Below are 22,733 nucleotides of genomic sequence, written 5' to 3'. Positions count from 1 at the left end.
TTTTTTTGAGATTTTAGTGATTTAATACTCTTGACTTTTTCTAAGTATTCTTAGATACTTAATAGTTAAGAAGAGACTACAACGGAATAGCTGTTACCTGATGACTATCTCTGAATTGCTGATATTTTTCAAAAGCGTATTTAGGACAAGCTCCTTCATGTGAGGTAATAAATGCACCTAATGATACGGCCTGATGCATGATTTCATGGGGAGAAGCTCCATATTCCAGTCTTTTGGATAAGAAACCTGCTAAAAATGAATCTCCGCTACCTACGGTGTCTTGGACTTCCACTGCTACTGTCGGGTACAAATAAAAATCACCTTTAGAAGCATATAATGCCCCTTTACTGCCTTTAGAGACAATAATTTCATTCATACCGAATATATCCTGAAGATAATTGATGCTATCTTTCTCATCTTCGTAAGTTTTGCCCAGAAAATCCAGCATCATACGGAGTTCTGCTTTGTTGAATTTGGCTAACTGTGTTTTATGTAATAATTCTTTAATGAGTCTTACATCGTAATAGGGAGGTCTCAGATTGATGTCAAATACATTATATTTACTTGCTTCCAGTAATTCGAATAACGTATTTCTGGATTGTTGTTCGCGGGCAGCAAGAGTACCAAAAACGAATGCATCTGTCTGAGCAAGTAATTCTTTGTCTGTGGCTCTGCTGCTGATAAAATCCCATGCAACGCCCTGTACAATCTCATAATGCGCCTCATTATTTTCATCTAATGAAGCAATTACTGTACTCGTAGGATGGATATCGCTGACCTGAATACCATCTGTATGCATATTCCAATCGTTGAGTTGCTGTATAATTTCTTTACCCAGATTATCTTCTCCGATACTGCTGATCATCGTTACGTCAACCCCCATTTTATAGAGATGATAAGCCACATTAAAAGGTGCTCCTCCGATTCTTCGCTGACCTCCAGGGAAAATATCCCATAAAACCTCTCCAAAGCAGGCTATTTTTATTTTATTATCCATCATTGTTATTTGTAGTATTTAGTATCGTATACCGTGAATAAGTATGACCATACTTTTGCGTCCGCTATACCGATGATACATCATCAGTATTTAAGATGTCTGTTTATTGTTTCCCTAATTTACATAATTTACGATATGGTCACCTTAATTAAGTGCTGCATATTCTCAGAAAGAATAAACCTGCACTGAAAATTGTAATAAGGCACGGTTATCTACCGGATTCCACATTCCCCACAAACCCAGAGGAAACTGATAGTTTCCGATCTTAAAAGGTTTGGAAAGCATAAGGCTCAATTCATTAAAACCAGCTTCTTTAGAGAAGAAATTGTTTTTTTCTCCGGCAGTATGCAATGCAAAGCTATAACCTACTCTGGCACGCAATTCCAGATCATCTTTTTTGAAAAGAGGATATTCTCCGGATACAAAACTGGAATACTTGTTCGCAGTATTGCTGCTGTTTCGGTCACGGCCAAAGACTACAGTATTCCAACTCAATACCAAAGGAAGATGATCACTTATCGTATAATAGGACCGAAAATCCCAAAACCTTCCGGTTTCATCAGCCGTATAATTAAAAAACTCCTTGTTGTTGTAAGTGGCAGCCGGAGAGAAATTATAAATGTCCCATAACTCTACTGTGATATGCTTGCTTTTATAGCCGATATAATTATTAAATTCTTTGTAAGATCCGTCTGCGTCACCTCCTGCCCAGAATCCGCCATAAAAATTTTTATAATCTACATGGATATCTCCGGTATAGACCAGACCTGTAGCCACCTCTATTCCCCGCCAGAGATGACTGTTTCGCAATTGTAAAGCAGAATGTATTTCCTGTCCGTACAGGTATATGTTTCCAACGATCATTGAAAACAATATCAATAATTTATATCTGACCATTTTGAATGGATTATTAAGAATGTATTGCGCTTTAGCGTGAGCTGAGGTTTATAAATATTAATTTATTATATCTTTTGGTCTGATTCGTGAACCGAATAAGGCATACGAAAGCATAAGGAGTTCGCAAATAACCGTGATAGACCATGTCCATCTCCAGGACCCGAGCATATCAGCCAGTCCTCCCTGAATAAGAGTAAAGACAGCTCCGCCAAATACGGCTGAGATAAATACACCGGAAGCTTTGGAAGTATATTTGTTAAGTCCTTTTATGGACAATGAAAAAATACAGCTCCACATAGTAGAATGCAGCAGTCCGATAGCAACCAAAAACCACAGATTTTGTGTGATCATAGCAATAATGGCAAGTAGGGTAGCTAATATTGTCGTGACTGTTAATTGTGTTTTTGCTGATATATTGGTAAAAAAACTGGAAATTGCTCTTCCGACCAGAAATCCGCCCCAGTATAATGTGGAGAGCAACGCATGTATTCCCAGATCAACCCCTCCGATAATAATATCTGTCTTACCAAAAAAACTCATCGGCTGTCCGGATTCCATAAGTTCAAATGCATGTAAATTGATATTTGCTCCAATGGCGACTTCTGTCCCCACATAAAAAAAGATAGCCATGACACCTAAGGCAAAGTGCCGGAAGGACCAGATACTTCTCTCCAGTTTTTCACCGGATGCTGCTCGTGTATTCTCAATATCCGGAAGGTGCAGTTTACGGGTGACAAGTGTAACAACTATCACACAGCCTATCAAAGCCAGTATGGGCATCAGCAATTGTTTTATCTCGATGTTGGCGATTGATATTCCGCTAAACATGACTACAGTTACAAAAAATGGAGCTGAGGTCGTTCCGATCGAATTGATTGCTGTTGTAATATTCAATCGTTGCACAGCCTGTGTCCCCGGCAGTTCATAAGAAGCGACATAAGGATTCACAACGACCTGAATAACTGCGGCAGAAGTTCCCATCAGATAGGAGCCTATAATAAATATTATAAAACCATAAGGCAATGCTGCGTCAGCAAAATGCAAGGCAAGATGAGGATACTGATAACCGAACCAGGAAGAGCATAAATACATCAGCAGCCCTGAAATCATAAATACCAGTCCGCGCAGTAATGTGTTTTTGTAACCTGTGGCATTTACCCATTTACTGGCCAGGGTACCGTTGAGCAGATATCCTAAAAAGAAGAAGAATGAAATTAAAGTTGTGAAGGTGTTTTTCAGACTACCTGCTTCCGCCAGAAAGGTAAATTTCAAGGGAGCTTGTAATTGCTCATTTACCGTAGTCAGAAAACCGACTATAAAATATATAAAGGTTACAATTGCAAAAGGCAGTATGCTATTACGAAGTTTTGTTTCCATAATTTTTTAATGTTTATATCTGGTTAGAATATTAGTCCAAAATTGATTGTAATACGGCTTTCACACCTTTTTTCAGGATACTATCAGTAAATCCGGAATAGAGATTCACAAAAGAAGATACTGTAGTCAGATCCGTGCTGCGAAAAGCAGATATCCGGAGAAAATCAACCGGATCAGCACTGTCTGTTCGCTCGCGATCTTCAGCAGTAAGCCAAGGCTCAGCTATTTCAAATGGCTGTTGGTTGTCATCCGTCTGATATTTGAGGTAATGCCTGTAAGAGGCGATTAAAAAGGCAACACGACTCAGTTTCTGCTCACCTTTGATCATTTTAATAAGATTAGGCATGATGTATACCGGAAATTTGGAGATGCCATCAAAACATAGTCTGCTGATCTGATCACTCACTGCCGGATTAGCAAATCTTTCCAGCAGTGTTTGTTTATATTCTTTCAGATCAATTCCAATCGGTGCCGGTACATGAGGTGTGATATCTGTATCCATAAAATCACGGACAAATTTCACAATTTCTTTATCCTGCATGGCTTCATCCACTTTGCGGTATCCGATCAGAAAAGAAGGGTAGGAGAGCAAGGTGTGAGAAGCATTCAGTAAGCTGAGTTTCATGTTTTCATAGGTGCTTACATCATCCGTAAACTCTACGCCGACACGCTCCCAGGCTGGTCTTCCGGCAATGAAATTATCTTCAATTACCCATTGGATAAAATCTTCGCAGTAAACAGGTGCTTTATCATCAATACCGCTTTTGCTATTCAGGCGCTCTATATCCTCTTGTGTTGTCGCCGGTGTGATACGGTCTACCATACTATTGGGGAAAGTGACATTTGTTTCCATCCATTCTGCGAGTTCGGGATCCTGAGCTGCAATGAAAGTACTAAATGCACGCCTGGCTGTATTGCCATTGTGCTGCAGATTATCACAGGAAAGAATCGTTACACCTCCGTTACCTTTTACTTTACGTTGACGGAGACCTTCTGCTATAAAACCAAAAACGGTGGACGGATTGGTCGGATGATTCAGATCATATTTTATTCTTTCATCGTCCAGCATAAATTCATTTGTGACTTTATCCAGGTTATAACCACCTTCCGTAATCGTAAGCGTGATGATCCGGATGGCACTATCCGCAATTTTTTGCAGAAGCTCCTGCTGATCTTCTCCTGCCCAAAATAATTCAGAAAGAGAACCTATCCTGTAGATTTCATGTTCGCTGTCTCTCCCGCAAACTGTAAGGGTGTAATCCAACTGTTGTGACCGCAGGTTTCTGACGAGTTTCTCATCTGCCGGAAGCAGACAAGCTCCGCAGATTCCCCATTGACGTTGATCTTCGTCACCAAGTAGCTGATCGGTATAGAATGCCTGATGAGCCCGGTGAAAGTTGCCCACTCCAATATGCAGAATTCCTGACTGTATCGTATTACGGTCATAATTATATGTATGTACCTTCATATTACATTATTTTTGGTTTAAATAAAATGCGAATTGGTTAATCAAATTTATAGGAATAGGACTCTTGAAATAGTATGTGTGTCAGTAAATTATCTATGGGATCGTTCCCAAAGTTGTGGGAACGATCCCAGAAATGCTTGTTTTTCTTAACTTTGAAAAAATACATGCTGTTATGAAGCGTATCACCATTAAAGATCTTTCCAAATACTTGTCTTTGTCCACCTCTACTATATCCAGAGCATTGGTGAATGATAAAAATATCCATCCCGAAACCAAACAAAAGGTATTGGAGATGGCTGAAAAGATGGGCTATAAACCGAATCCTACTGCGCTGAATCTGAAGTATGGGCAATCCAAGAGTATTGGTTTTCTTGTTCCGGAGATGACTACGCCTTTTTCAGCAAAGGTGTTACAGGGTATTCAAAGTGTTCTGTATCCTCTGGGATATAGAATTATTATCATGCAGTCTGATGAAAACCCGGAGATAGAACTCAAAAATCTGTTGATGCTGGAAGAATTCAATGTGGATGGTATCATTATCAATCTTTGCCATGAAACGTATAATATGGATCTTTATCAGCAGATTATAAATAGAGGAACAGCTCTTGTCTTTTTTGACAGAATACCTGCCAAATCATTGAAGGCCTCCAGAGTAATGGTCAACGATCATATCAAGGCTTCCCTTATGGTCGAACATCTTATTGATACCGGACGTAAAAGAATCGTACATATCAAAGGACCTTCTTCCATTCGGAATGCCACAGAAAGAGCATTGGGTTATGAACGCATATTAACCAAACATGGTATTTTTGATCCCGAATTATTAGTCAAGACAGATGGAGCAACATTTGAACACGGCAGGAACGTGGCAAAGCAACTTCTGATTAAAAACATTAAATTTGATGGTATTTTCGCTTTTACAGATACACTGGCTATCGGGGCAATGAATTACCTCCTGGAGCAGGGTATAAGTATTCCCGGGCAGGTTGCTATTGCCAGCTTTTCAGGAACAGAACTGGCGACCATTGTACATCCGCAATTGAGTAGTGTGGAACAGCCGCTGACAAAAATGGGAGAGGCAGCAGCCCGTTTGCTGTTGGATAAGATCAAAGATAATTCAAGTGAATGCCAAACTATGGTGATGGATGCGGAATTGATCTACAGGGCATCTACATTGGGATAGCCAGCTGTGTATAATAAGAATGATCTGATAAATAATCTTTTAAACCGGAGTGGATGCAAACAGAAAAAGTTTATGAGTTGATGGGCTGTAAAATACCTGTGCATTTTACAAATCAGCTGATCAGTATCAAAGGGCCTGCTGATCTTAAAAAATACCTGTCTGAGGATATAGATAACAGATCTGCACTTCTGGTCAGGCATATCAAAAAGGATTATTTTGATTTAATAAATAAGGAGCTCCTTATTACAGATGATTCTATGATTATCGAGATATGGGGACATGTATTTGCAAGTCATATTGCCGGTGCAATCAAAAATCTGGTCCAACTCAGACTCATAGAAGATGTTGCAGATTTTGTTATTAAGAGGGGAGATGTCATAGATTGTGGCGAAAGTGAAGTTGACAGTAACCGGAAGATATGGGATGTATTGTCTGGTTTCAAAGGAATTATCCTGAGTTTTATGTAGATATGATTCTTAGGCAGCTGGTTATATGTTGACAGCAATCTTATTTTTTCTTTTTTTAATTTGCTAATATTTTTAGTATTTTTGTTATTCATCCATCTGTCATTTATTTTGGCCGGGGGTTGATAATAATCGACTAAATTATGGCAACACATCACTCCGTAATAACTGATATTAAAGCAATTATATCTCATGCAAAAGATAGTGCAATACGTGCTGTTGATCATCAGCGTACGCTGATGTACTGGAATATCGGACAACGTATTTTTGAAGAAGAACAGGAAGGTAAAGAGCGGGCGGACTACGGCAAATATCTTACTGAGTATATAGCACAGGAACTTGAACCAGAATTCGGGAGTGGATTTTCGAAAAGACAGATTGAGTTGTTCCGGCAATTTTACAGAGTTTTTCCAATTGCGAATACACTGTATTCGCAATTAAGCTGGAGTCAGTATAAGTTAGTTATCCGATTGGATAATGCGGATCAACGGGAGTTTTATATTGCCGAAACTATAAAAAATAACTGGACTGTCCGTCAGTTAGAGCGGCAGATATACAGTAATCTATATGAGCGACTGTTGATGAGCAATGACAAGGAGAGTGTGCTGGCAGTCGCTAAAAAAGAAAAACTCCCTTCTGACGCAAGTCAGATTATAAAAGACCCTATGATTCTGGAATTTCTGGGTCTGAAGAGAGAGAATGCCTATTATGAAAGAGATCTTGAAACAGCCATTCTCACGCATTTACAGGAGTTTTTACTGGAGCTGGGAAATGGTTTTTCATTTGTGGCGAGGCAAAAGCGTATACACATCGAAGGGGATGAATTTTTCCTGGACCTTGTCTTTTACAACAGGCTTTTGCAGTGTTTTGTAATTGTCGAGATTAAAACAACCAAACTTACTCATCAGGATATAGGTCAGTTACAGATGTATGTAAATTACTATGATCGAATTGAAAAACTTGACCACGAAAACCCTACAATAGGTATACTCTTATGTGCCAATAAAAATGACGCCGTTGTCAAATTTACTTTACCTGATGGACAAAAGCAGATTATAGCCAGTCAGTATAATCTTTATTTGCCTACCGCTAAGCAATTGCTGGACGAAATGAACAAAGAATTGGAGAGTTTTAAAGAGAAAGCGGAAGGTGATTAAGGAATGTCGTTAGGTATAAGATAGCTGTGGTTCTTTTGGACGATTACTAGCTGAAACCAGTGATTTTGAACAGATAATAGCCTGATCAGGTAACATTACGTATCATAAGTTGTATTTTTAGATAAATGAGATCGTAATAAAAGAAAATATACTACAGATTTCAGACGTTTATAAATAAAATAACAGACATGACGAATGAAGAACTGACAGCCCTTGAAAAGGCGTCTTATAACGGTGATGATAAGTTGATCAGCGATCTGATCAATCTACTGGACGGAAAGAAAAATTTTGATGATTATAAACTCAAATCTTCTGTCAGACAGTTCATTCAAAAGGGAAATTATCAGATTCTGAATGCACTGATTGATAAAGGACTGATTGAAACGGATCTTTATGAGTACGATCGTTTCAATGGCAGCGCTATAGAAGTACTTATTCATCCCGGCATTACAGATCAGCAAGCTTTATCTGCCTATCTGGACTGGTTGCCGCAGTTATTGAATAAAATAGATGATGTAGATGAAGAAGTCAGCGGAGTAACATTGCTTCAGTATGCATTGGGTATCGGAGCTCCTCTTGGATCCCTGCAAAAACTTGTAGCATGTGGAGCAGATATTCATCAGAAAGATAAATACGACCAGTCTCTGTTATATCATGCCTGCAGCGTATCGCCTATGAATGTTAAAAATGCACCTGAAATCGTTGCCTGGCTGCTTCAAAATGGAGTAGAAGTGGATGTTGTAAACGTAGAAAACAGAACGCCTTTGTGCCGGGCAGTTTCTGCCGGAAATATTTCCCTTCTTACTTTGTTGCTTGAAAATGGTGCAGACCCCTCCGTACAGGATTGGAAAGGTGAAAATGCATTTTATCATGCTGCGGTACATCTGCATAATAAAGATATGGTAAAGCTTCTGTTGGAATACCAGACTCCTGACTGGCATATGCTGACTAAACAAAATGAAAATCTCCTGAATGCATTTCTCCGGGCGATGTTGAATGGGAATGAAGATGATTTTGAGATACTTGAATTGTTTCTTGAAAATGGCGCAGATCCCGAGATGACAAGTCAGTACTATAGCGCAGAAAAATCCGGACTGGACTGGATTGCCGAAAAGCCCTTTGAAGTAATGGAGCGTTTGCTGGAGAAAGGATATTTCCGGATAGACTATCAGGATAATGAAGGAAATACACTCCTTCATAAAGTTTGCCGGTTCAATGTAAATTATGAGGAAAAGGCAGCTAAGGATCTTTACCGTAAGGTCAAACTTTTGCTGAAAGCAGGGACAGATCCGAATGTCGAAAATACAGCAGATAAAAAAGCGGTAGATTATGCGATGGAGGATAATCTTAAAACCAAAACGGTAGAACTTTTATTAAATCAGTAGAAATAAATCATGTCACAATCATTTATAAAAGCCTGTGAAGACGGCAAACGTAAGATCGCTGAGATATTATTGGAAAAACAACAGGTGGATGTCCGATACACGGACGAAATGGGACGTACAGCACTGCATTATGCTGCCCATCGGGGTTATCTGGACCTGGTAAAACAATTGATCAGTGCCGGAGCGGATATCAGCTATGAGGAACATAATGGAGAAACTCCCGTTTTCTTCGCTATCCTTCAAAAGCAAAAGCAGACCGCCTTATATCTGATCGAACAGGGAGCTAATCTGCAGATCAACGATTTTCAAGGTAACAGTTTACTTCATGTCGCTGCAAGCAGCGGACAGCAGGAGATTGTAGAAAAACTTCTGCAAGAAGGCCTGGATGTCAACGCGCTCAATAATCAGGCAGAAACACCGTTATTGCTGGCGGTACAAGGCAAATTTCCGCCCGTTGTACAGGTGCTGCTTCATAATGGAGCAAATGTAGATCTGACTGATAAAAATGGAAATACAGCACTCAATACAGCCGTAAGCAGCAGTTCTGTTCCTATTGTAAATATGCTTCTGGATAATGGAGCTACCGTTAATTTGCTGAATGATCAGAGTGAAAGTCCGTTGCTTATCGCGACTAAACTAGGTAACCGTATTATTGCGCAGAAGCTGGTCGAGACCGGAGCTGATATTTTTACAGAATCCGCAGATGGCGTATCACCTGTCTGGTATGTATGTGGCAGTAACCAGAAAGAACTTTTATCTCTCTTTATTTCCAAAGGTCTCTCTCCGGACTATGCAAGGCCGGTAGACTCGTTTGACGGAAAAGATGGACAGTATATCCAAAAACTTATAGCACGTACGGGAACACGCACATTTATTCTGGGGTATGAACCTCATTATGCAGGAGAAACATTATTGCAGACCGCTGCAAAGTCGGGCTATCTGTCATTGATGAAAGTATTAATTGACAGTGGTGCACAGATTGATAAGCAGGATGCCTCCGGTAATACAGCATTGCACTATGCTGCTTCCTATGGTAAGAAGGATGCTGTTCGGTTTTTGCTTTCTAATGGCAGTTCTCCTGATATTACTAACGTACTGGAGCAAAAAGCCATAGATTATTCTAATATGCAGGGATTTAATGAAATTACAGCCTTACTGATTGAATATGGTGCGGCACCTGATCCGGTCGTATCAGGTTTAGTTTCTCCGGTTAAAGAGGTATCAAGAGAGGAAAAACCGGCAATGGATATGGCACAGAAAAAACAAGCTCTGTTTGATCTGAAGGATTTGCTGGATGCGGGAATTATTTCCAAAGAAGAATTTGAACAGGAAAAAAGCAAAATTCTGCAGGCTTAATAAATAATCAGGATCTGGAAAGGAAAAGAAGATCATCAAAAAAATAATAAACACGATGAGATACGGACATATTTTGATTTACATACTCCTGTTTTGCGGAACAGCTCAGGCACAAAACAAACGTCCTGTACTGGATATCATGCTGACTAATTATACTTATCCTTATGAAGTTCACTACCTGAATTTTAAAAGTCAGGGGCAGGAGATCCGCATGGCCTATATGGATGTGCAACCCTCACAATCAAATGGTAAAACGGTCATGCTTCTGCATGGCAAGAACTTTAACGGAGCGTATTGGAAAACTACAGTTGAATCACTGGTAAAAGAAGGATACCGTGTTATTGTGCCGGATCAGATAGGATTTGGAAAGTCTTCTAAGCCGGTGGGTTATCAGTTTACCTTTCAGCAACTGGCCAGCAATACAAAACTATTGCTTGAAAAGTTAAAAGTGAACCAGATTTATTTGTTAGGGCACTCAATGGGGGGCATGCTGGCAGCAAGGTTTACCTTGATGTATCCGGATATGGTTGAAAAGCTAATTCTTGAAAATCCAATCGGACTGGAAGACTGGAAATTAGTGGCGCCCTATACTACGATTGATGAAAATTATCAGAATGAACTGAAAGCTGACTATGAAACAACCCGAAATTATCAGTCAGGCTTCTATTATGATAATAAATGGAAAGCAGAATATGATGAATGGGTGTATTTGCTGACAGGATGGATCAAATCTCCGGATTATCCTACAGTCGCTATGAATAATGCACAGACTTCGGATATGATATTTACGCAGCCGGTAGTCTATGAATTCGGTAACATTAAAACACCAACCTTACTGATTATCGGTACGAGAGACCGAACTGCAATCGGTAAAAATAAAGTAAAAGATTCAGCAGTAAGAGAAAAAATGGGACTTTATCAGTTTTTGGGTAAAGAGACACAGCAGAAAATTAATGGATCACAATTGGTTGAACTGGATAATGTAGGCCATCTGCCACATATTGAAGTATTTGACCGGTTTATAAATCCTTTGAAAGCTTTTTTGGCTAATCAGGCTGGTAATTAGTCTGCTACGAATGCGGGACCTGCCCGGTAGACAAGTTCTTTTAAGTGATCAGCTCATCATGGGATTAAAATAATACATCTGGAGTGTCAATATAAACCTCTCTGCCCTGAGGGCATCTCTCCTTAAAAAGGAGAGAAAATATCCTGGTTTAACCATTGCGTCAGTAGGTGTCCTCACTAACCATTTATATAGGTTCGTTTTTATCTTATAGGCTATAACCTCTCTGCCCTGCGGGCATCTCTCCTTTAAAAGGAGAGAAATATCCAGGTTTAACCATTGCGTCAGTTGGTGTCCTCACCAACTGTATAACACATAGGGTCTTATATATTTTGTAAAGTATACTTGACATTATGAAAAGTATGCTTACCTTTGTTTTGTAAACATTAGAATTATGAAAGCTATTTCATCACCCGGACTTTTCACCTTTCAGAAGTATATCGGTATTGTTGTAACCGTAATCGGAGCATTAATCTTTATATTTGACAGGAGACCGGAAGCAAGTACACCACTTATGATCGGATTGTTCACGCTCTATATTTCAAAGAACAGGGTAGAAGATGAACGGACATCGAGCCTGAAAACTTCTTCACTCTACATTGCATTTATACTTGCATATACGATCAAATTAATAAGTTCCAATTTGTTTTCGCATGGGATGATGGGCATACAGATTACAGAAGTAGATCACTTTATTATTTTAACATTTGGTATAGCGCTGATCACATATTACATCAGGCTGTATTTCGGGAAATAAAGAATATAAATGACCAATACATTAAAGGTAGAAAGAGCCAGACGAAATATGACACAGGCGGAGTTGGCAGCGCTTGTAGAAGTATCCCGTCAGACTATAAATTCCATTGAAATAGGAAAATATGTTCCCTCAACGTTACTGGCATTGAAGATTTCCTCAGTTTTTGAAATCCCGGTTGAAAGTATTTTTAATCTGGAAGAATCGGACTGGATAAAGTAATGAATTTCTGTCCTTTTGGGCAAGTATATAAAATCAACAAGTAGCTTATGAAAAATACGGTGATGATCGATGGTAATAACATTCACGATATCAGTTCTTTTTATGAAGAGATCAATCGTGTTTTTATGGCGGGTGAAGATTGGAAAATAGGCTGTAGTCTGGATGCTTTTAATGATTTACTGTATGGTGGATTTGGTATTCTGCATAAACTGGAGCACCCCAGATTAATCTGGACGGCAATTGACAAAAGCAAGGCTGCCCTTGGATATGATGCAACAAGGGCCTATTATCAACAAAAAATAGATGCTGGTCCGGTCTTTAATACCAGTTTTTTCGAACATAAACTCGCTGAACTGCGTGAGGGAAAAGGACAGACTTATTTTGATATTCTGCTGGAGATTATAGCCGACCATCCGGATATTTCTTTAGAGATGAAGGCTTAGAAGGTCCGGATAAATTGTAAATAATTTGTTAAGTTTGAGTATGGAGGAATTATTAATATCCATTTCCCGATTAAATCCTTTTGTACAGTTTCTGATCTTTCTGGTGCAAAATATTCTTGTTTTTCTACTCGGGCTTTTGTTTGGATATTATCTGTTGCGAAATCGAGCAGAACATACCAAGCAGATTTCAAAACGAGATAAGGGAATTGCAGCCGGTACTGTTCTCATTAATACCATTGTTACATTAACTGGATTTGTATTTTGGGAGAAAGGCTGGATTGAGATAGCATTCGGATGGTCTTTTTATGCGTTCACAGATCTGCTTATTCTGTTTTTTGCTATGGATCTTCTTATGTATATTTTCCATCTGGCTATCCATTACTCTTTTATGTATACGTATATTCATACATTACATCACGAATCCGTTGATCCCAATCCTATAGATCTTTTTGTGCTTCACCCGTTAGAAACAGTTGCTTTTGGAGTAATGTGGCTGCTATTGCTTTTGTGCGGAACATTTAATATCTGGGCAATCTGTATTTATCTGATTCTTAATGTAATATTTGGTATCGTAGGACATTTGGGAAGCAATAATAATGTGCCCGCTAAAGGTATATGGAGTTATCTGGGGACTGCAGATTTTCACCATGCACATCATCGGGATGTGAAATGTAATTTTGGTTTTTACACCAGTATCTGGGACAGACTTTTCCGCACTTATGCTGTTAATAAAAAGAACTCATAATTTTGCAGTAGTGGAATTCAGGAAACAGATCTAAAAAGATTCATGGCGTCCGGATTTAGCCTTCCTTCTAAAGTTGGATGTTAGGTGAGTCTCCTACTTCAAAATCCCATGTATATTCATAGTGCGGAAGATTCGAATTTGTCTCAGGAAAGGAAAGGTGTTTTATCTCTTTTGCATTTCCATAATCTTTGCCTTCCAGAAGATACACCCCGAGATTTTTGTTTATTTCTTTGACTATTTCAGGAGTTATAGCTTTATTCATTTCTCCGTCAGCAATGACTTTTACCCGAATCTGCTGTTTACCTGAATCCTTCAGGTAAGCGGTAAGCTCATATGGTGCAGGAATACCGTCACCACCATGCGATTGTGCCAGTAAAGAATCATTCACAAATATTTCATAATCTATATTTCTGATATCATGATTCAGAAAGTACGTTTTGGTAACTTTAGTAGGCTCTTCTACAACCTTGGTTTCGTTGCTCACCTTATTTTTACCAATGTCTCTGCAACTCATTAAAAACAAGGTGCTCCCGATCATACACAAAATAAATTTATTCATAGTTTTTCTTTTTCTGGCAGATTATACACAGCTATATGCGAATTATAATTCTCTAAATTACATAAATTCTATAAAAGAGAAACGTTATTCGGGTCTTTTGGTTTCCTTTTGATTAAGATAGAAAGTATATGCCTAAAAATACAGCACTCAAATAGATCCATAACAGACAGAAGGTAATATGTATAATTGTTTCAAATTTCTTCCCTTTCCATAACTCTGTTGAATATCCTGAAAACTGAACGATTAATCTCACAAACCAGAATATTCCCAGACCCAGACATATTTTTCTTCCCAACGCTGTATGGACTAATTCAACAGGAGATGTATAGCATAGTAAACCCATGAGGAAAACGCCAATCGCAATAAACAGGGTATGAATAGACATCATCTGTCTGTTGATAAGATTCAAGGATTTAAGTTCCTGTTTCCAATTGAAATACCTCGGAAATATAATATGGATTCCTGCCAGAAGGATCAACAGTATGCCTATGATTTTAAGTTGTAATTCCATTTTTTTCTAATATAAATGTACTCACAAATGGGGTTACTTTAATCTCCTCTTTTAACAGAAGACCAGCCTGCTGAAAGACATACATCCAATCTTTTTTGGAGTAAAAATGCAGAAATCCAATAGTATAAGCTAAAAAATTATGGCTATCCCGCAAGTGCTCGGTTATCATGATCTGCCCGTCTGACTTGGTCACACGGTTCAGCTCTCTGAAAAATAGGATACGCTCCTCCTGATTTCTGATTTCATGTGCTGAAAGTATAGCGAGACAGATATCGAACCTATTATCTTCAAAAGGTAGTTGTGTTGTCTGTACGCAAACAGCATCCTTTGACGGGTAGATCTTCCGGGCTCTTTTTATGGATATTTCGGTATGCTTTTCCGGATCATAAAAGTCACATGTCGTAAGATGAATATCCGGTGAGATGCTTTTTAAAATCCTGCTCGTTTCATCAAATCCGGCATTGATATTCAATACATTTTTATGATCCATTTTACCAACCCATCTCAACTGATACAGATCCGATAAATCATAGATATAATAAGAAACTATCAGGGAAATGAGAATGGTTATCCCCGCTATCACATTTCCTGTGATAAGAACGAATTGCAAATGAGTTGGAAGATAGGAGTGAAAGAAGATGGAAATAAATAAAATCAGTAGGGCAATGACATAAAAATGCCAGTTAAACCGGATAATATTCCCTACTCCCTCAAAAGGTTTTCGCTTTAATGCCATGACTCTGTTCTTCCTTTCTTCCAGTAATAAGGAACATTTTTTATTTCAAAAGCGCTGGATAAAACAGGCGTATCCAAATTTAAATGTTCGAAAAAATCAAAATGGTAAGCTTTTATCTGTATAGGTGAAGGTTTCCAGTTTTGACGAACACCTTCTATGATCAATACCTTTTTATTTGCTGAATTGTATGAAAATGTAAAGGGAAGTGGACCTGCAAATTTCCGTGCATCTTTCCAGTCCGAAAATATGGATCCTTCCGGGATCTGAATGTCCTCTTCTGATCTGGTGATCTGAATTTCGAAACCGGACTTTTTTGAACTTACAGAAATAAAATCATCTTTATTTATCTTTAAAATATCTGTAGTGGAGTAATTGTAATGCGTGAAAATATTTCCCAGGTATTCCATTTTCTTTTTATCCGTTTCAGATTTTAAAATATAGAGCCCCCTGTATTTTTTTCCATCTGCATTGCTGTAGCGAACGAAGATCCGGTAACCGATGAGAAAAAAATCGTGCCCCATAAAAGACGGAAATCCTTTGGGCCTCAGGGAAGAGGTCTGTACCAATGCTACAGCTATAAAAGCCCATTTGTTTTCAAAAAGATCTAATTCCAGACAATCGGGTATGAATTTCTGAAGCTGTTGTTTAGGCAAAGCAAAAGTGAGGACAATTGAACTGTCAAAAAATGCTTCAACTGCAAAGGGATGATTTTTTAAAAATTCCATATTCAGATTTGCGGTCCTGCCTTTTTATAGCGTACAAATTCAGTATAGTATATAAATCCTGCAAATAGGACGGCAAATACGAGATTAAGCCTGCCCCATAAAAGAAGGTCAGGTACGACTACAAATTCTATTATATTCATCGTGATCACCACCACAATCTGTGTAATAGCATTGAATCTGGATTTAAATCCTGTCAAAATCCACGCAGCCATTAGAATTTCGGCCAGCCCGATCAGTAGTGTTAAGGCTCTGGCATGCTCCTGATCCAGGATTGTCCCGACAATCTGCTGATGCCGGGGTTCAAAGTCAAGAACTTTACAGAATAAACCATTGATCAGCCAGACCAGGCTGATGATCAGGTTTTCAAAACGAACCGGATTGCGATTGTTTAGTTGACTGGCCATACAGGTGTTCAGAATATGAATATTTTATTACCGGATGCTATAAAAATACAAATATTCCCGGCTATAAACTATTTCGCTGATAAGGGATGCAAATTCGTATTATAATCAGACGAAGTGTCTCCATTGTTCTCCTTCAGCTATGGATTTTATAGCTTCATTTCTTTTCTTCAGAAAATCAGCCATATAGGCTCTCAGGAATGCTTTCTCTGCTATTCGTCCCAGCAGACCTAAGGGAGCTTCGAAAGTAAATTTATCAATCATCAGGGTTCCATCTGTATGCTGTTCAAACAGATGTATATGTTCCATACTCTTAAATGCACCTTTCAGCATTTTATCTTCAAACATATGAGGCCTGTCAAATGCAGTGATGGCCACACTTAACTTTTGATAGATGCCAAAGTGTCTGGCCCGCCAGGTCACGGTTTCGTGAAGTTCTATCAATCCGGATAATCTGCCAGCAATAGCTTTTTCATTTGTTTGACGTGTAGAAAACTGATGAATATCGATACTTCTGCTGAGATCAAATACACGTTCTATGGGGGCTTTGATCAATGTTTCAATCCGGATAGTCGGCATACTCTAATTAGGATTGAAGTAATTTGATAATGTCTTTTTCGAGTGCTTTTGGTTTTGTGGTAGGCGCATATCGTTTAAAAGGCTGACCGTTCTTGTCAATCACAAATTTGGTAAAGTTCCATTTGACACGGTTACTGATAAAACCGGAAAGTTGTTTTTTAAGATATCTGAATATCGGATGCGTGTCAGCACCATTCACATCGCACTTTGCAAGCAATTGAAAGGTGACGCCATGATTGACCATACATACCTGCTCTATAGTCTCGTTACTTTCGGGTTCCTGTCCGGCAAACTGATCGCATGGAAACCCTAATAGAATAAGTCCTTGCGCACTGTATTTTTTATGAAGCTCTTCCAGACCCTCAAACTGAGGAGCTAATCCGCATTTTGTGGCTGTATTGACAATCAATACTACTTTGCCTTTATAATCGGACATCGGAATGTCCTTCCCTTGGGGAGTAAGGGCTGTCAACTGATAAAATGGTTTTTCCATTAGGAATGTTTATGTAAGTCTTGTATAATTCTGTTTCTATCTGTTTTGACCTTATTTACAAATGGATTATATATATTGTTATATCGCTATCCATCCACGAAATCCTCTTACAGCATAATAAGAGGAGGCTCCATTGTGATAGATAAAAACCTGTCCGTAACGAAAGTCACCGAATATAGCACCCCCTAACTTGCGGATCGGATCAGGTGTGCGTAACCAACTGGATGTTTTGTTATCAAAATTGCCAAGTTGTTGTAAATAACGGTATTGTTCTTCAGACAGCAACTCAATTCCCATTTCCATAGCCAGATCTATGGCATTATTTTCAGGTCTGTGTTCTTTTCTTGAGTCTTGTCCTTCCCGGTCATAGCTGAGGCTTCTGCGCCCTTTTGGGGTTTCAGCAGAACAGTCAAAGAAAGTACAAACTCCTGATTTTTTATCATAACTAACCACATCCGGCTCACCACCCGTTTCTTCCATTTCATAGAGTGACCGGAGTTTATCCGGTGCAGCTTCCAGACGGGCTGATACTTTATCCCAATGCAGATCCGGATGACGGTGAATATGTTTTTCAAAGCGTGCTTTTAATACCTCAATAAGGTCCTGATGATGAGCAGCAGACAATTCGGATTTGTTATTGTTTTTCATACTGTGTTACTTACTGTACCGATGATAAATATTTAACGTAATATAACACAATAATAATATTTCATTGGATATAAAAACAAAAATGAGCGCATAGAAATCTGCAGAAGTTAGAAAATTAAAAAGTATTGATTTTAGGGAAGGAGTGGGGAATGTACTTCCAACAAAACAGAAGTTTTACCTTACCGGCTGTCAGAATAGATTCCCAAAGCCGGTAAGGTGTTTTTTTATCAGGAAAGCTGATTAAGCTTTTCCGAATGTTGTTGTTTTTACTTTTTTAGTATTGCCTGAAGATTCGATTGTGCTTTTGATCTCCAAAAGACCACCGTTCATCCTGTAGTCAACACTGAACGACTGTGATTTCTGACTTTTATCCATATATTTAAAAGTGATCTTAGAGCCATATAATGCAAAAGTACCTTCAATATTACTTGCAGTAGCATCCTGTCCGATATTTCCGCTTAAGGTAAACGTATCATCAGGATAAAAATCGATAGCCAGACGATTGATCTTTACTTCTTCAGTTTTTATGATTTTATCATCCTGATACGTATCGATCTGCTGGGATACCCCAATCCACTCTGCAATAATAGGATCATCGCTGCTGTCTTTGGCACAGGATACAATAAAACAGGTCAGTACTGCTACACAGGCATTCAACCAAAATAATCTTTTTAACATGTATTTAGTTTTCTTTTTTTATTATTTGCGAAGGTAATGAAAATGAATTTTAACAAAAAAAACAATAACATTTTTGTAGACAGTTCTCTATATTTCAGTAAGTTGTTGCCGGATTTCTTTTGTAACAGCAAACTAAATTCCCGGTCGCGGATCTTCGTCTGTAATGGAAATATTCACCGGAATTTTTACGTTGCGGGTCTGGTTTCCGGGCATTGCAAACAAGACTGTGATATGGCCTTTCAACGTTTCAAAATTTTTATGGAGCTTTACATAAACGCCTAATTGTCCGCATAGCACATCGTTGTATGTCCATAGTGAAAAATCCTGTAAAGGCATAACACTGTTATTATCCTTTAGCTGAAGTTTTTCGTTTTTCTCGTTTATCAGTTCATAATCTTTTATTTCATAAGTTGCAAAGTCTGCAATATCATCCATTTTATTGACGATATGTCCGTTCTTATTGTATTCCTCAACTTTACTCTTGGCGAGCGGGTAGTAAGTCAGAAGATCAAATTCATCAGCCGGCTTTTTATGTATTAATGTCCGGTCCGAATTAAGGGCCATGACGTTGCTGCTGATCTGATCCAGAAATTCTTTTGTTTCTTTTTCAGAGTAGGGATAATTTGCAGGGCGGTTACTCTGGCAAGCGAATAAGACAGGCAGAACTAAAAACAATATCTTTTTCATCGGTTTCTATTTGTGTAGACGAACTATTATGCCGTGAAGTTAGGTGTTTTTAAAGTAGTATTCAGAAGTTACATCCCAAAATATTTTCCTGTCTGTATGAAGTAAATAAACCGCTTAAGATGTGGTTCGACGAATCTGAAGTCATATGTTGCGAATCTGGATTGATATCCTACGAATAGGTATTCTCCGTTTTATAATACAGGAATGATCTGTTTATTTGTTCTTAGATTAGGATTACAGAACGCTGATACAATATTTCACCATTGAAGATGAATCAAACAGAACTATCGTGATTTTCTGAGCACAATAGCCAGCCTGAATTAAAATCAGATATCTGCCATTGTTAGGTGAGCTTTATCCGCTTTAAAAATAAAAATGCATACAGATGAAAAATACAATTATTGCCTGCTTTACTTTTTTCATATTTTTATTATCGTGTACCGATGAGCAGGAAATCGCTTATAACGAAAAAGTTTCTGCCGAGTTTTACAGCAATAAAATGCGCTTTGAAGAAGTGCAGGAAAAACTGGCCAGCGGATATTTTGACAATTCCGCAGATATTCAAATTCTAAAAGATGTAAAGGATCTGGAAAGTAAATCTGAGTTGGCTGTCACTTCCGGAAAGGATATTAATACATTACTGATCAGTGAAACAGCAAAACCATATCATACGCAGCTATTGTTGTATCTGGATAAAATACAATTATATTATGCCCTTACGGGAGAATATATCAGTAATACTGATACAGCAGCCAGAAGTCAGTTGATGGACCGCATGAATAAGGTGAGCAAGGATGTGGAAGATTTGCATAAAAAGTGTCTGGAATCTCAGATTCTTTTTTTGAATAAAGCAGGTCTACAACATGTTCCTCTACAAGCTAAATAACAAATAATGAGCAATACCGTAAAGCTAAATAAAGATACGCTACGCCTTATCATTGATCCGTTATTATTCGGAGCAATATCATTTGGTCTTCTTATTCTGCTTACTTATTTGTTTCGTTTTGACAAGAATGTCACTATGGAGTGCCTGGCTATTGCAACCATTATTATCGTTTTACGTGTTTCCTATTTGCTGGATGCAGATAGTGCGAAGCATTTTCGTCAACATTATTCACAGATACATGAAAAAAAATTGAGCAATGAAAAATTCAATTATCACCATGAATATTACGAACGGCCTTCTTTTTATTTTTTTCTGATATTCGGGACATTTGTCGGGGCTTATGGCGTATTTGTATTGTTGGAAAAGTATGTTTTCGGATTTGTACTTCTGATAATAGGAGGAGGCTACATTTACCATATTCTGAAGCCTCAAAAAAGTATAAAAATAACCGCTAACGGAGTTTGGTCAACAGATTTTGGATTTATATATCTGAATGATATCAAAAAGTTTGAATACTACTTCTCAAATGGCAAATTTTCATCCAAGCATATTAAGATTTATATGCAGAATCCCGATTTGTATAAGATGAAATTGCCTTATCTTATTGTTTCCATGCCAAATATAGAAAAGGAAAACAGTCTTCGATCAGAACTTTCTAAGCTAAAATAGCGATTTACTCCTTAGCTATTTTAGAACTTCTCATTTATCGCTGGAAAATTTTCCTTTTAAATATATATTTTAGAGAAGAGTAGCCTTTAATTGGGTGTCAATATTTAAGTTATGGTATATTCTTTATATTTTTGTGTGGAATAAAGCATTATAAGGAAAGAGAATATGCCTGTTAAAATACCCAATAATTTGCCAGCTATAGAGCTTCTGAAAAAGGAAAACATATTTGTAATGAGTGACCTTCGGGCCAATACACAGGATATTCGTCCTATGCGTGTACTTATTCTGAATCTAATGCCTTTGAAGATCTCTACAGAAACAGATTTTGTCAGGTTGCTTTCTAATAACCCCTTGCAGGTGGAGGTCGAATTTCTCAGACTGGACTCCCATACATCAAAAAATACACCGGAAGAACATCTGGAATTGTTCTATAAAGGTTTCGGAGAGATAAAGGAAAACTTTTATGACGGAATGATCATCACCGGTGCTCCTGTAGAAATGATGAAATTTGAAGATGTTAATTATTGGGAAGAAGTTACAATGATCTTCGATTGGGCTAGAAAGCATGTTACTTCCTCCTTATACATCTGTTGGGCTTCTCAGGCAGCTTTATACCATTTTTATGGCGTAGAGAAAGTACCGCTTGATGACAAATTATTTGGCGTTTTCAAACATACGGCCACTGAAAAAACACATCCTTTATTCAGAGGATTTGATGATGAATTTTTTATTCCGCATAGCAGACACACCACGATCCTGAAGAACGATCTGGAAGATAAAGAAGAAGTATCAATCTTATCTGAGTCGGCAGGTGCCGGAATTGCAATCGCTTCCTCGAGAGGAGGACGTGAGTTTTATCTGACCGGTCACTCTGAGTATGCTCCGCTTACACTGCACGAAGAGTATGTGCGGGATGTGGAAAAAGGACTGCCGATAGAAGTCCCTCAAAACTATTATACGGATAATAACCCGGCAAATCCGCCACTGGTGAGATGGACAAGTCACGCAAATCTGCTGTTCAACAACTGGCTTAACTATTTTGTATACCAGGAGACTCCATATGATCTCAAAGATGTGGAGCATCTGGGAGACATTAAAGTCAATAGCTAGTCCAGCAAATTAGTTTAGCTTTTCATTATTGTCTATTAGTTTAATCTCAAAATCATATTGAAAAGCAGGAAATAAGGCCGATGGTTCGGCGGAGGAACTGTTTTTGATATAGATTGGCTCTCCTACAGGCTTGTATCCACCCCTTACTTTTTTCCATTGATCATAGAGTACAGGCCGGAAAGTGGTCGTGTCATGCTCATTAGGTATAAGTCTGATGCATGATTTTGGCATTTTGATTTTTTGCTTCGTCTCTTTATAAGTCAGATATACAGTAGTCGTCTTCGGATCATAATGATATGTGCCGGTAAACACATTTGTCCAGTATGCACCACCAGAATACCAGTCTTTAGCTTCAAAATGATGGTCCGGCAGAAATGTCCAGATCGTACCGGCTCCTATACCTGATGAACGGGAGTTGCTTACCAGGCTCCATTGTTGATTTTCCAATGTTTCCCCTTTAAGATCTTGAGCCGGAGCCTGTTTCATACAAATAAAAATACTGAATAACAGAATTGCTTGTCTACTCAAATACATATGATA

General features: G+C 38.4%; 28 protein-coding genes. 13 read left to right on the top strand and 15 right to left on the bottom strand.

Annotated elements, in window-relative coordinates; translation table 11 throughout:
• Positions 1 to 76: 76 nt before the first annotated feature.
• The 4 genes from I6J02_RS20650 to I6J02_RS20635 form a co-directional block, all read right to left on the bottom strand.
• Entirely contained in the window at positions 77 to 1,000 is a 924-nt protein-coding gene (locus I6J02_RS20650) for a carbohydrate kinase family protein (RefSeq protein ID WP_201679646.1), read from the bottom strand.
• Between the two features lie 162 nt (positions 1,001 to 1,162).
• Positions 1,163 to 1,894 carry a hypothetical protein gene (locus tag I6J02_RS20645; protein WP_201679645.1) on the bottom strand — a complete coding sequence of 244 codons (732 nt, stop codon included), beginning with the start codon at positions 1,892 to 1,894 and terminating at the stop codon, positions 1,163 to 1,165.
• Between the two features lie 57 nt (positions 1,895 to 1,951).
• Entirely contained in the window at positions 1,952 to 3,271 is a 1,320-nt protein-coding gene (locus tag I6J02_RS20640; RefSeq protein WP_201679644.1) for an MFS transporter, read from the bottom strand.
• A 31-nt stretch (positions 3,272 to 3,302) separates the two neighbouring features.
• Positions 3,303 to 4,739 carry a mannitol dehydrogenase family protein gene (locus I6J02_RS20635; protein ID WP_201679643.1) on the bottom strand — a complete coding sequence of 479 codons (1,437 nt, stop codon included), beginning with the start codon at positions 4,737 to 4,739 and terminating at the stop codon, positions 3,303 to 3,305.
• A gap of 172 nt (positions 4,740 to 4,911) precedes the next feature.
• Here I6J02_RS20635 and I6J02_RS20630 point away from each other — a divergent pair, with 172 nt between their 5' ends.
• The 10 genes from I6J02_RS20630 (at position 4,912) to I6J02_RS20585 (ending at position 13,511) form a co-directional block, all read left to right on the top strand.
• A complete protein-coding gene (locus I6J02_RS20630; RefSeq protein ID WP_236582201.1) occupies positions 4,912 to 5,922 on the top strand; it encodes a LacI family DNA-binding transcriptional regulator in 1,011 nt (336 codons plus the stop codon).
• A 53-nt stretch (positions 5,923 to 5,975) separates the two neighbouring features.
• Positions 5,976 to 6,389, top strand: a complete 414-nt coding sequence (locus I6J02_RS20625) for a hypothetical protein (RefSeq protein ID WP_201679642.1) — start codon at positions 5,976 to 5,978, stop codon at positions 6,387 to 6,389.
• Between the two features lie 140 nt (positions 6,390 to 6,529).
• Positions 6,530 to 7,543 (top strand): YhcG family protein, encoded by a 1,014-nt coding sequence (locus I6J02_RS20620; RefSeq protein ID WP_201679641.1) that lies wholly within the window; start codon positions 6,530 to 6,532, stop codon positions 7,541 to 7,543.
• Between the two features lie 188 nt (positions 7,544 to 7,731).
• Positions 7,732 to 8,928, top strand: coding sequence for an ankyrin repeat domain-containing protein (locus I6J02_RS20615; protein WP_201679640.1), 1,197 nt, complete (start codon positions 7,732 to 7,734; stop codon positions 8,926 to 8,928).
• A gap of 9 nt (positions 8,929 to 8,937) precedes the next feature.
• Positions 8,938 to 10,284: an ankyrin repeat domain-containing protein gene (locus I6J02_RS20610; protein ID WP_201679639.1), complete on the top strand. Its 1,347-nt coding sequence runs from the start codon at positions 8,938 to 8,940 to the stop codon at positions 10,282 to 10,284.
• Between the two features lie 55 nt (positions 10,285 to 10,339).
• Positions 10,340 to 11,350 (top strand): alpha/beta fold hydrolase, encoded by a 1,011-nt coding sequence (locus I6J02_RS20605; protein ID WP_201679638.1) that lies wholly within the window; start codon positions 10,340 to 10,342, stop codon positions 11,348 to 11,350.
• A gap of 391 nt (positions 11,351 to 11,741) precedes the next feature.
• The gene (locus I6J02_RS20600; RefSeq protein ID WP_201679637.1) at positions 11,742 to 12,104 is read left to right on the top strand and encodes a hypothetical protein; all 363 of its coding nucleotides are present in this window, start codon (positions 11,742 to 11,744) and stop codon (positions 12,102 to 12,104) included.
• Between the two features lie 9 nt (positions 12,105 to 12,113).
• Complete coding sequence (locus I6J02_RS20595) at positions 12,114 to 12,323, top strand: helix-turn-helix transcriptional regulator (RefSeq protein ID WP_201679636.1); 210 nt, start codon at positions 12,114 to 12,116, stop codon at positions 12,321 to 12,323.
• Positions 12,324 to 12,370: 47 nt separating this feature from the next.
• On the top strand, positions 12,371 to 12,766 hold the full coding sequence (locus I6J02_RS20590) for a barstar family protein (protein WP_201679635.1): 396 nt from the start codon (positions 12,371 to 12,373) through the stop codon (positions 12,764 to 12,766).
• 40 nt (positions 12,767 to 12,806) lie between these two features.
• The gene (locus tag I6J02_RS20585; protein ID WP_201679634.1) at positions 12,807 to 13,511 is read left to right on the top strand and encodes a sterol desaturase family protein; all 705 of its coding nucleotides are present in this window, start codon (positions 12,807 to 12,809) and stop codon (positions 13,509 to 13,511) included.
• A gap of 67 nt (positions 13,512 to 13,578) precedes the next feature.
• On the opposite strand, the gene I6J02_RS20580 is transcribed toward I6J02_RS20585, so the two are convergent.
• From I6J02_RS20580 to I6J02_RS20535, 10 genes are all read right to left on the bottom strand, one after another.
• Positions 13,579 to 14,070, bottom strand: a complete 492-nt coding sequence (locus I6J02_RS20580) for a hypothetical protein (RefSeq protein WP_201679633.1) — start codon at positions 14,068 to 14,070, stop codon at positions 13,579 to 13,581.
• Between the two features lie 112 nt (positions 14,071 to 14,182).
• Entirely contained in the window at positions 14,183 to 14,581 is a 399-nt protein-coding gene (locus I6J02_RS20575) for a hypothetical protein (protein ID WP_201679632.1), read from the bottom strand.
• A complete protein-coding gene (locus tag I6J02_RS20570; protein ID WP_201679631.1) occupies positions 14,565 to 15,317 on the bottom strand; it encodes a class I SAM-dependent methyltransferase in 753 nt (250 codons plus the stop codon). Before I6J02_RS20570 ends, I6J02_RS20575 begins: the two co-directional genes overlap by 17 nt.
• Positions 15,308 to 16,042, bottom strand: a complete 735-nt coding sequence (locus tag I6J02_RS20565; RefSeq protein ID WP_201679630.1) for a DUF2071 domain-containing protein — start codon at positions 16,040 to 16,042, stop codon at positions 15,308 to 15,310. Before I6J02_RS20565 ends, I6J02_RS20570 begins: the two co-directional genes overlap by 10 nt.
• Positions 16,043 to 16,044: 2 nt before the next feature.
• Positions 16,045 to 16,446 carry a DoxX-like family protein gene (locus tag I6J02_RS20560; protein ID WP_201679629.1) on the bottom strand — a complete coding sequence of 134 codons (402 nt, stop codon included), beginning with the start codon at positions 16,444 to 16,446 and terminating at the stop codon, positions 16,045 to 16,047.
• A gap of 105 nt (positions 16,447 to 16,551) precedes the next feature.
• Positions 16,552 to 17,022 carry an SRPBCC family protein gene (locus I6J02_RS20555; protein WP_201679628.1) on the bottom strand — a complete coding sequence of 157 codons (471 nt, stop codon included), beginning with the start codon at positions 17,020 to 17,022 and terminating at the stop codon, positions 16,552 to 16,554.
• Between the two features lie 7 nt (positions 17,023 to 17,029).
• Complete coding sequence (locus I6J02_RS20550) at positions 17,030 to 17,515, bottom strand: glutathione peroxidase (protein WP_201679627.1); 486 nt, start codon at positions 17,513 to 17,515, stop codon at positions 17,030 to 17,032.
• A gap of 78 nt (positions 17,516 to 17,593) precedes the next feature.
• Positions 17,594 to 18,163 carry a DUF4256 domain-containing protein gene (locus tag I6J02_RS20545; RefSeq protein ID WP_201679626.1) on the bottom strand — a complete coding sequence of 190 codons (570 nt, stop codon included), beginning with the start codon at positions 18,161 to 18,163 and terminating at the stop codon, positions 17,594 to 17,596.
• A gap of 240 nt (positions 18,164 to 18,403) precedes the next feature.
• Positions 18,404 to 18,841, bottom strand: a complete 438-nt coding sequence (locus tag I6J02_RS20540; protein WP_201679625.1) for a hypothetical protein — start codon at positions 18,839 to 18,841, stop codon at positions 18,404 to 18,406.
• Positions 18,842 to 18,973: 132 nt separating this feature from the next.
• Positions 18,974 to 19,528 (bottom strand): hypothetical protein, encoded by a 555-nt coding sequence (locus I6J02_RS20535; RefSeq protein WP_236582200.1) that lies wholly within the window; start codon positions 19,526 to 19,528, stop codon positions 18,974 to 18,976.
• A gap of 385 nt (positions 19,529 to 19,913) precedes the next feature.
• Here I6J02_RS20535 and I6J02_RS20530 point away from each other — a divergent pair, with 385 nt between their 5' ends.
• From I6J02_RS20530 to metA, 3 genes are all read left to right on the top strand, one after another.
• Entirely contained in the window at positions 19,914 to 20,414 is a 501-nt protein-coding gene (locus tag I6J02_RS20530; RefSeq protein ID WP_201679624.1) for a hypothetical protein, read from the top strand.
• Between the two features lie 6 nt (positions 20,415 to 20,420).
• Entirely contained in the window at positions 20,421 to 21,083 is a 663-nt protein-coding gene (locus I6J02_RS20525; RefSeq protein WP_201679623.1) for a hypothetical protein, read from the top strand.
• A 165-nt stretch (positions 21,084 to 21,248) separates the two neighbouring features.
• Positions 21,249 to 22,193: a homoserine O-succinyltransferase gene (gene metA, locus I6J02_RS20520; protein WP_201679622.1), complete on the top strand. Its 945-nt coding sequence runs from the start codon at positions 21,249 to 21,251 to the stop codon at positions 22,191 to 22,193.
• 9 nt (positions 22,194 to 22,202) lie between these two features.
• On the opposite strand, the gene I6J02_RS20515 is transcribed toward metA, so the two are convergent.
• A complete protein-coding gene (locus I6J02_RS20515; RefSeq protein ID WP_201679621.1) occupies positions 22,203 to 22,721 on the bottom strand; it encodes a hypothetical protein in 519 nt (172 codons plus the stop codon).
• Positions 22,722 to 22,733 lie beyond the last annotated feature (12 nt).

Source organism: Sphingobacterium spiritivorum (genome assembly GCF_016725325.1).
Taxonomy (GTDB): domain Bacteria; phylum Bacteroidota; class Bacteroidia; order Sphingobacteriales; family Sphingobacteriaceae; genus Sphingobacterium.
This window is presented reverse-complemented; position numbering and strand designations above follow the sequence as displayed.